Here is an 8,950-nt window from a genome sequence, read left to right as displayed (position 1 = left end):
GCGATGCTCTGCGCGATGTTCTGCAGCAGCATGGTTTTACCCGCTTTCGGCGGCGCCACAATCAGACCACGTTGACCACGACCAATCGGAGAAGCCAGATCCAGCACGCGTGCAGTCAGGTCTTCAGTCGAGCCATTACCGCGTTCCATACGCATACGCTTGCTGGCGTGCAGCGGCGTAAGGTTTTCGAACAGAATCTTGTTACGCGCGTTTTCCGGCTTGTCATAGTTAACTTCGTTAACTTTCAACAGCGCAAAGTAACGTTCACCTTCTTTTGGCGGGCGAATCTTGCCAGAAATGGTGTCACCAGTGCGGAGGTTGAAACGGCGGATTTGGCTAGGAGAGACGTAGATATCATCGGGACCGGCGAGGTAGGAGCTATCTCCAGAACGGAGGAAACCAAATCCGTCCTGCAATATCTCCAGCACACCATCACCAAAGATGTCTTCGCCGCTTTTTGCGTGCTGTTTCAGGATAGAGAAAATAATATCCTGCTTGCGCATACGCGCCTGGTTTTCCAGCCCCATATTTTCGCCGAGGGTAATCAGCTCAGAAACCGGCGTATTCTTTAATTCGGTAAGATTCATAGTGATGGGTTCTTAAACTCGGGGTAATTCTCGAAATGATTGTCGTGAGTGGTATGGCAAAAATTCCATGCCTGTTAATGGCTCTTTTTCAACTCAGCTCGACGATTATCGTCAGATGTGGCGATAGGAAACGAGGAGACGGTCGAAAGATGATGCCGAATGTGCTAGTCATCAGATTGCCAAACCACGATAACGTTCATTGCGAGTAGGGTCTGACAAGGGAAAACTTAGATGCAAACTACAAGGTAAGAGCGTAATGCAGTGAACTCAACTTAACACGCTTAAAGTGAGACGTCCAGCAGTGGCGAAAAAATTCACCACTGCCGAACAAACACCACGCTGGGCTTAGGCCAGGTTGGCGTTCAGGAACTCTTTCAACTGTCCTTTAGACAGTGCGCCAACCTTGGTTGCCGCCACTTCGCCGTTCTTGAACAGCAGCAGAGTTGGGATACCGCGGATACCGTATTTCGGCGCCGTACCCGGGTTGTCATCAATATTCAACTTAGCGATGGTAAGTTTACCTTCGTACTCTTCTGCGACTTCGTCGAGAATTGGGGCGATCATTTTGCAAGGACCACACCATTCAGCCCAGAAATCTACCAGAGTGACACCGTCTGCTTTCAGTACGTCTGTGTCGAAACTGTCATCGGTCAAGTGAACGATCTTATCGCTGCTCATGTTTAACTCCAAAAGATTGCGCCTGGCGAATTGGCGGAAATGATACCAACGTAGGTTGACTTTATTTCATCGGATACGCTTTCGTAAAGCGCTAGTAAGCTGATATTCTACCACACTATGAGCAAAACACACTTAACTGAACAGAAGTTTTCCGACTTCGCCCTGCACCCTCAGGTGATAGAAGCCCTTGATACTAAAGGCTTTAGCCACTGCACGCCTATTCAGGCGCTCGCGTTGCCTCTTACGCTTACAGGGCGTGATGTTGCGGGTCAGGCGCAAACCGGTACCGGCAAAACGATGGCGTTCCTTACGTCAACGTTTCATTATCTTCTTTCTCATCCTGCCGCAGAAGGTCGCCAGACTAATCAGCCACGTGCGCTGATCATGGCCCCGACGCGTGAGCTCGCCGTACAAATTCATGCCGATGCTGAACCATTAGCGAAGGTCACTGGCTTAAAGCTGGGCCTGGCTTATGGTGGCGACGGCTACGATAAACAGCTGAAAGTGCTGGCTGATGGTGTCGATATTCTGGTGGGCACCACCGGACGTCTGATCGACTATGCCAAGCAGAACCATGTCAACCTGGGCGCGATTCAGGTTGTTGTGCTGGATGAAGCCGATCGCATGTTCGATCTCGGCTTTATTAAAGACATTCGTTGGCTGTTCCGCCGCATGCCGCCGGCCACCCAACGCCTGAGTATGCTGTTCTCTGCGACCTTGTCTTACCGCGTGCGTGAACTGGCGTTTGAGCACATGAACAACGCCGAATACGTGGAAGTTGAGCCTGAGCAGAAAACCGGCCACCGCATTAAAGAAGAGCTTTTCTATCCTTCGAATGAAGAGAAAATGCGCTTGCTGCAGACGCTAGTAGAAGAAGAGTGGCCAGATCGCGCCATCATCTTCGCCAACACCAAGCACCGCTGTGAAGACATTTGGGGCCATCTGGCTGCCGATGGTCATCGTGTAGGTCTGCTGACCGGTGATGTGGCGCAGAAAAAACGTCTGCGTATTCTCGACGACTTCACCAAAGGCGATGTGGATATCCTGGTTGCCACCGACGTCGCGGCACGTGGTCTGCACATTCCTGCGGTAACGCACGTGTTCAACTACGACCTGCCTGACGACCGCGAAGACTACGTTCACCGTATCGGCCGTACTGGCCGCGCGGGCGCCAGCGGTCACTCCATCAGCCTGGCGTGCGAAGAGTACGCGCTGAACCTGCCAGCAATCGAAGAGTACATCGGTCACGGTATTCCGGTCAGCAAGTACAACAGCGATGCCTTGCTGAATGAACTGCCACCGCCGAAGCGTCTGCAACGCAGTCGTTCAGGAAACGGTCCACGCCGTGGCGGGAACAACAATAACCGTCGGAGCGGCGCGCCGCGCAATAGCAACCGTAAACGTTCGGGTTAAGCACACCATGCTAAGCGCATCGTCACTTTATGCAGCGATTGATTTAGGTTCTAACAGCTTTCATATGTTGGTGGTGCGCGAGGTGTCTGGCAGTATTCAGACCGTCGCGCGAATAAAGCGCAAAGTGCGTTTGGCGGCTGGCCTCGACAAAGCTAATCATCTCTCCGCCGAGGCGATGCAACGCGGCTGGCAGTGCCTGAAGTTGTTCTCCGAACAGCTACAGGATATTCCTCCGGAACAAATCCGCGTGGTGGCAACCGCCACGCTGCGCCTTGCTGAAAATGCGCAGGATTTCCTCACAACGGCTGAACAGATTCTTGGCTGCGTGGTGAATGTCATCAGCGGCGAAGAAGAAGCACGCCTGATTTATCAGGGTGTAGCGCATACCACCGGCGGTTCCGATCAGCGTTTAGTGGTCGATATCGGCGGCGGCAGCACCGAACTGGTGACCGGCGAAGGTTCGCATGCCACCACGCTGTTCAGCTTGTCGATGGGTTGCGTAACCTGGCTTGAACGCTATTTCAGCGATCGTCATCTGGCAAAAGAGAATTTTGAGCAGGCCGAACTGGCCGCGCGCGAGATGATCCGTCCGGTGGCCGCTGCGCTGCGTGAGAAAGGCTGGCAAATCTGTGTCGGCGCGTCAGGAACCGTACAAGCGTTGCAGGAAATTATGATGGCGCAGGGCATGGATGAGCGCATCACCCTGAGCAAGCTGCAACAGCTGAAACAGCGCGCGATTCAGTGCGGCAAGCTGGAAGAGCTGGAAATTGAAGGATTGACGCTGGAGCGCGCCTTAGTGTTCCCGAGCGGTTTATCGATTCTCATCGCTATCTTCCAGGAATTGAGCATTGAAGGTATGACGCTGGCCGGTGGCGCACTGCGCGAAGGCTTGGTGTATGGCATGCTGCATCTGCCGGTTGATCGCGATATCCGCAGCCGCACATTGCAGAACGTGCAGCGTCGTTTTGCCATTGATATTGATCAGGCCGGTCGCGTGCGTCAGTTGGCGGAGAGTTTCTTCCGTCAGGTGAGCAGCAGCTGGAAGCTGGATAACCGATGTCGCGATCTGCTGCTCAGCGCCTGCTCCATCCACGAAATTGGCCTGAGCGTCGATTTCCGTCAGGCACCGCAACACGCCGCTTACCTGATTCGCCATCTCGATCTTCCTGGCTTCACTCCCGCACAGAAAAAAATGCTGGCTTGCCTGCTGCAGAACCAAAGCGGCAGCATTGATCTGGCGTTGCTGACCCAACAAAACGCCGTGCCGCCGCGCATGGCGGAGCGTTTAAGCCGTTTGCTGCGTTTAGCGATTATTTTCTCGAGTCGTCGCCGCGATGACACCTTGCCTGCCGTACGTTTACAGGCGGATGATGATGCGCTGCATTTGACGTTGCCAGCCGGTTGGCGCGAAGTGCATCCATTGCGTTCTGAGCTGCTGGAGCAGGAGAGTCATTATCAGTCGTACGTGCACTGGTTATTGACGATTTCCTGATGTTTGGGCGGCATGAATGCCGCCCCTACAATCGACGTAGGGTCGCCATTCATGGCGACCGCTCTCAACCCTTCTTCGCATTCTCCAGCATCGCTCTTAACCCGGCGACACGCGTCTGTCCGGTCTTCACGCGCTCCTCTGCGCTCACCACTTTTTTCTCGCGCTCCCACACCACATCGTCCTGCGGCAACTCCAGCAGGAAGCGACTCGGTTCCGGGCGCATCAGCTCGCCGTACTGACGGCGTTCACGGCATAGCGTAAAGGTCAGCTCTTTCTGCGCACGGGTAATCCCCACGTAAGCCAGACGTCGCTCTTCTTCGATATTGTTTTCATCGATGCTGCTCTGGTGTGGCAATAAACCCTCTTCCATGCCGACCAGATAGACATACGGAAACTCCAGCCCTTTTGAGGCGTGCAGCGTCATCAGCTGCACCTGATCGAGCTCCTCATCGCTCTCACCGCGCTCCATCATGTCGCGCAGTGTAAAGCGCGTCACCACCTGCGCCAGCGTCATCGGTTCGTTCAGCTCATCGCCTTCCAGCATCTCGGTCATCCACTGGAAAAGCAGGTTAACGTTCTTCATGCGCATCTCAGCCGCTTTCGGGCTGGGCGAGGTTTCAAACAGCCAGCTTTCGTAGTCGATGCCGCGAATCAGGTCGCGCACGGCGTTCACCGGCTCACGTTCGGTCAGCTGGACGATCTCATTCAGCCAGTGCGTAAAGCGCTGCAGATGCTCCAGCCCGCGCCCGCTCAGCGTTTGCTCCAGTCCCATATCGAAGCTGGCGTTATACAGGCTTTTATTGCGCAGGTTGGCCCATTCGCCCAGCTTTTGCAGCGTTGCCGGACCAATCTCACGGCGCGGCGTATTCACGATACGCAGGAATGCGCTGTCATCTTCCTGATTGGTTAGAACGCGCAGGTAGGCCAGCAAATCTTTGATTTCCGGACGCGAGAAGAACGACGTACCGCCAGAAATACGATACGGAATACGGTTCTGCATCAGCTGCTTCTCAAACACACGCGACTGATGGTTGCCGCGATAGAGAATGGCGTAATCTTTGTAGGCAGTTTTGTTGATGAAGTGATGCGCGATCAGTTCACCCGCCACGCGTTCCGCTTCGTGATCTTCGTTATTGGCGCTCAGCACCTTTAGCTCGCTGCCCTGCCCCAGTTCTGAGAACAGGCGTTTCTCGAACACGTGCGGATTGTTGGCGATAAGGATGTTGGCGGATTTCAGGATGCGCTGCGTCGAGCGATAATTCTGCTCCAGCTTCACCACTTCCAGCGCCGGGAAATCCTGTTGCAGCAGCACCAGGTTTTGCGGACGCGCGCCGCGCCACGAGTAAATTGACTGATCGTCATCGCCCACCACGGTAAAGCGCGCCCGCGCACCCACCAGCAGCTTCACCAGCTCATATTGGCTGGTGTTGGTGTCCTGATACTCATCCACCAGCAGGTAGCGAATGCGCTGCTGCCAGCGTTCGCGTACTTCCTGATTGCGCTGCAGCAGCAGCGTCGGCAGCGCGATTAAGTCGTCGAAATCCAGCACGTTGCAGGATTTCAGGTGTTGGTCATACAGCTGATAACAGTGAGCAAAAATCTGGTCACGCTGCGATTGCGCCAAACCCGCTGCGCCCTGCGGATCGACCAGATCGTTCTTCCAGTTGGAGATGGTGGAAATCAGCTGCTGTAACAGCGTTTTGTCCTCTTCCAGCCACTGTTTGGTCAGGTCTTTGAGCAAAGCCAGCTGATCCTGATCGTCGAACAGCGAGAAGCTGGCTTTCATTCCCAGCGCCTTGTATTCGCGTTTGATGATCTCCAGCCCCAGCGTATGGAAGGTGGAAATCATCAGGCCGCGCGCCTCTTTACGCCCCAACGTTTGCGCCACACGCTCTTTCATCTCGCGCGAGGCTTTATTGGTAAAGGTCACAGCGGCGATATGGCGCGCCTGATAGCCGCATTCGCGGATCAGGTGGGCGATTTTGTTGGTGATCACGCGGGTTTTACCCGAGCCAGCACCGGCCAGCACCAGACAAGGACCGGTGACAAATTCGACAGCTCGTTGTTGGCCGGGGTTTAAACGCATAACGGAATTCGCTCAGTGGGATCAAAAGAAACAGGGTTATAATGGCCGGATTATACACATTAGGACTTCATCATGGCGAAAACCGCGGCGGCTTTACATATCCTCGTGAAAGAGGAAGCGCAGGCCAAATCCCTGCTGGCGCAGCTTGAAAAAGGCGCGAACTTCCAGCAGCTGGCAAAGAAACACTCTACCTGCCCATCCGGGCGCAACGGCGGTGATTTGGGTGAGTTTCGTAAAGGACAAATGGTGCCGGCATTTGATAAGGCGGTCTTCTCCTGTCCGCTGCTACAGCCTTACGGACCGGTGAAAACCGCCTTTGGTTACCACATCATTAAAGTGCTGTGGCGTAACTGATCACTTCTGATTCTTCATCTGCTGCAGCACGTTATTGCACTGATTGTCGTCGGTATCGCTAGGCGAAATCAGTGCGATCAACGCAGCGGCCGGAGCAACCACCGCACCAAGCGCCACCGCTGCAGCACCGCGCGCAATCAGCGGACCGGCTTTCACGCCGGCATCCGGATTTTTAAAGGTGCCGCGCACATACAGCGGCGAACGCAGCGTAATGATACGTATCCCTTTACTCTCCGGATTGATCGACAAGTCCATGCGTTCATTCGCGAAGTTAACGTTGCCCGTCACATTGATCACCGCATTCTCGGTATCCAGCAGGAACAGTTTCGGCGTCGCTAAGCCCTGACGAATATTCAGATCGGTTGCCGCGCAGTTGATCTTCACTTCGTCATCGCCGAACAGCTTGCCAACCACATAGTTACCGACGTTCAGTCCGGCAATCTCCATCAGGCTGCGGCTGATCAGGCCATCATTCATCAATAGCTTGAGTTCGCCATCGCTGGTACCCAGTAAGTCCGCCACCGAATTGCCGGTGCCGCTCAGCGAGGCATCGCCGTTAAGCTGGCCCAAACTGTTCTGCATCGCGGTGACATCCGGGAACAGCTGACGCAAACGCAGCTTACGCGCATGCAAATCGGCGCGTCCGCGCATCGGGCTGCGATCGCCCTCCAGATGAATGGTGGAGGTGATGCTGCCGCCGGCCATCCCGAAGCGCAGCGGATCGAGCAGCAGGTCGCCGTTTTTCAATTGCAGATGGGTATAGAGATCGCTGAGCGGTAGCTTGCTGCTGTGTTCGATGCGTTTGCCGCTGAACTTCACATCCGCATCCATCACGTCCCAGCTCTTGGTATCAAACTTGTCATGCGGCAGAACGCGATCGGCGGGCTGCGTTGAGGCATCGCCGCGTTGCGCTTTGGCCTGCTGCGTTTTCTCGCTGCCTTTACCGGAGTTGACGCCAATCAGCGGCCCCAAATCTTCCATCCGCAATTGGTTTGAGGTCAGTTCACCGGTCAATGTTGGGCGCGGTTTGGCCTGGCGATAAACGAGCGAACCGTGAATATCGCTGTCGCCGATGTGGCCGTTAAACTTCTCGTAGCGGAACAGCGGCCCTTTCTCCTCGTTGAAACGCGCAATCAAATGACCGTCGGTTTCATAAGGTGGCGTATCAGGCAGCAGCACGCCCGTCAGGCCATACAGATTCGCCAGCGTATCGCCCGCGAAGCGCAAACGCACATCCAGCCCGCCGAGATTGAGCGGATCCTGCAAGGTGCCGTCAATACGTACGCGCGTGGTGCCATTACGCACATCCACCTGCAGCGGGAACGGCGTGGTTTTACTGCGCAGCGATAACATGCCGCCAATTTTGCCGTCGCCATCCAGCTTCTGGTTGTTGTAAGTGCCGTTCGCCTGCCAGCCAAAGACAAAATCACCCGCGCCTTTCTGCTGATCGTCACCGCCCGCCACCTGCGCGTACGGCACCGGTTTGCCCAGCGGATTGATGGTCACCGTGACATCGGCTTTGTTAATGGCGTCGCGATAGCGCACTTGTCCCTGATCGAACAGGATGTTGTCGAGGCGGAAGGACCAGGCAGAAGGCGCGGCATTAGCATCGCTGTTCTGGCTGCTGGCGAGATCAAAGGTCCAGTTATTCTTTTTATCAGCGGTTTGCACCAGCCGCGCATCCGGCTTTTGCATCTTGATCCACGGCAGGTAGATCTGCTGATGCAGCAGCGCCAGCGGCGCAATCGTCGCTTCAACGCGCTGCAGATGCACCATGGTGACATCAGGAATGGATGGCGGATTGCCGAGCATCACATCGTCGGCATGCACCTGCGGCCACGGCACCCAGCTGCGCCAGCCTGGTTCTTCGCGGTTGCGAACCCAGGCCACGCCGAGATCGCCGCGAATCGCGAAAGGTCGGTTCAGTTCGGCTGAAACTTTTTGATTAATCGTAGGTTTCAGGCGGTTCCAGTCAAAGGTGGCGATGAGCACCACAATCACTACAACCAATAACAAAAAAATCCCGAACACCCAGCTCAGGATCTTTCGAGTACGTGACATATTGCTTCCTCCTTGCCCTTCCACGTCTGACTAAGGATAGTCGAGACGTCGCGGAACGGGATCAGGGAAGCTCAAGTGCCATGCGTTCCAGCTCGCTAAACGGCACCGGACGCGAGAAGAAGTAGCCCTGCGCCGCCATGGCTGGCGAGCTGCGAACCTGTTGCCACTCCTCTTCCGTTTCCACGCCTTCGACGATGACTCCGTTGCAATAACGGTTAATCAACGCCAGCAGCATCGAGAACATTGAGCGGCCTTCATCGCTGGCGCGCAGCAGCATAA

Annotated in this window: 8 protein-coding genes; 3 read left to right on the top strand and 5 right to left on the bottom strand. The window is 55.3% G+C overall.

Annotated elements, in window-relative coordinates:
* Both RTY00_RS07210 and trxA read right to left on the bottom strand, forming a co-directional pair.
* Window positions 1-587 (bottom strand): Rho termination factor N-terminal domain-containing protein (locus tag RTY00_RS07210; protein ID WP_312663948.1); only part of this gene is annotated, 587 nt, incomplete at its 3' end.
* Between the two features lie 345 nt (window positions 588-932).
* Window positions 933-1,265 (bottom strand): thioredoxin TrxA, encoded by a 333-nt coding sequence (gene trxA, locus RTY00_RS07205; RefSeq protein ID WP_008105741.1) that lies wholly within the window; start codon window positions 1,263-1,265, stop codon window positions 933-935.
* Between the two features lie 117 nt (window positions 1,266-1,382).
* Between trxA and rhlB the strand changes: the two genes are divergently transcribed.
* Window positions 1,383-2,678: an ATP-dependent RNA helicase RhlB gene (gene rhlB / locus RTY00_RS07200; protein WP_256698022.1), complete on the top strand. Its 1,296-nt coding sequence runs from the start codon at window positions 1,383-1,385 to the stop codon at window positions 2,676-2,678.
* A 7-nt stretch (window positions 2,679-2,685) separates the two neighbouring features.
* Window positions 2,686-4,170, top strand: coding sequence for a guanosine-5'-triphosphate,3'-diphosphate diphosphatase (gene gppA / locus RTY00_RS07195; protein WP_312663947.1), 1,485 nt, complete (start codon window positions 2,686-2,688; stop codon window positions 4,168-4,170).
* 64 nt (window positions 4,171-4,234) lie between these two features.
* On the opposite strand, the gene rep is transcribed toward gppA, so the two are convergent.
* A complete protein-coding gene (rep, locus tag RTY00_RS07190; RefSeq protein ID WP_008105735.1) occupies window positions 4,235-6,256 on the bottom strand; it encodes a DNA helicase Rep in 2,022 nt (673 codons plus the stop codon).
* Between the two features lie 72 nt (window positions 6,257-6,328).
* Between rep and ppiC the strand changes: the two genes are divergently transcribed.
* On the top strand, window positions 6,329-6,610 hold the full coding sequence (gene ppiC / locus RTY00_RS07185; RefSeq protein ID WP_008105734.1) for a peptidylprolyl isomerase PpiC: 282 nt from the start codon (window positions 6,329-6,331) through the stop codon (window positions 6,608-6,610).
* On the opposite strand, the gene RTY00_RS07180 is transcribed toward ppiC, so the two are convergent.
* Window positions 6,611-8,671 carry an AsmA family protein gene (locus tag RTY00_RS07180; RefSeq protein ID WP_312663946.1) on the bottom strand — a complete coding sequence of 687 codons (2,061 nt, stop codon included), beginning with the start codon at window positions 8,669-8,671 and terminating at the stop codon, window positions 6,611-6,613.
* Between the two features lie 61 nt (window positions 8,672-8,732).
* On the bottom strand, window positions 8,733-8,950 hold a 218-nt coding region (locus tag RTY00_RS07175), incomplete at its 5' end, for an EAL domain-containing protein (RefSeq protein ID WP_312663945.1).

The sequence above is a fragment of the Pantoea sp. CTOTU49201 genome, assembly GCF_032054795.1.
In the GTDB taxonomy this organism is placed as follows: domain Bacteria; phylum Pseudomonadota; class Gammaproteobacteria; order Enterobacterales; family Enterobacteriaceae; genus Pantoea; species Pantoea symbiotica.
The sequence above is the reverse complement of the archived record's forward strand: the minus strand, read 5'-3'. Positions and strand labels throughout refer to the sequence as shown.